The sequence below is a fragment of the Acetobacter okinawensis genome, assembly GCF_002153655.1.
Classification (GTDB): Bacteria; Pseudomonadota; Alphaproteobacteria; order Acetobacterales; family Acetobacteraceae; genus Acetobacter; species Acetobacter okinawensis_A.
On record NZ_JOPJ01000133.1, the window covers coordinates 1 to 239 of the forward strand.

At 63.6% G+C, this 239-nt stretch carries 1 pseudogene; it reads right to left on the bottom strand.

The features are described from left to right. Nucleotides 1–239: pseudogene (locus HK26_RS13070) on the bottom strand (FAD-dependent oxidoreductase); the annotation flags it as partial.

Consider the following 239-nt stretch of genomic DNA (forward strand, 5'->3'; position numbering starts at 1 on the left):
AACTCCGAGAGCAGCAGATGGGCGTAAGCACCAAAATTATAGATCATGAGCGGTGTGCGCCGCGCATAAGCTACGGGGAAGGGGTTGTCCGCCCCGGCCAGCAGTTCGGGGGCCGGGGTTACGTCCGCAATCAGGCCCGCGTATGTCGCAAATTCGGCGCTGCTCTGGGGTGCACCTGTGGTGGCAAAAGTGCCTTTACCCGCATCGGTCGGGGCCGGGGCATGGTCGGCGGCATCGAG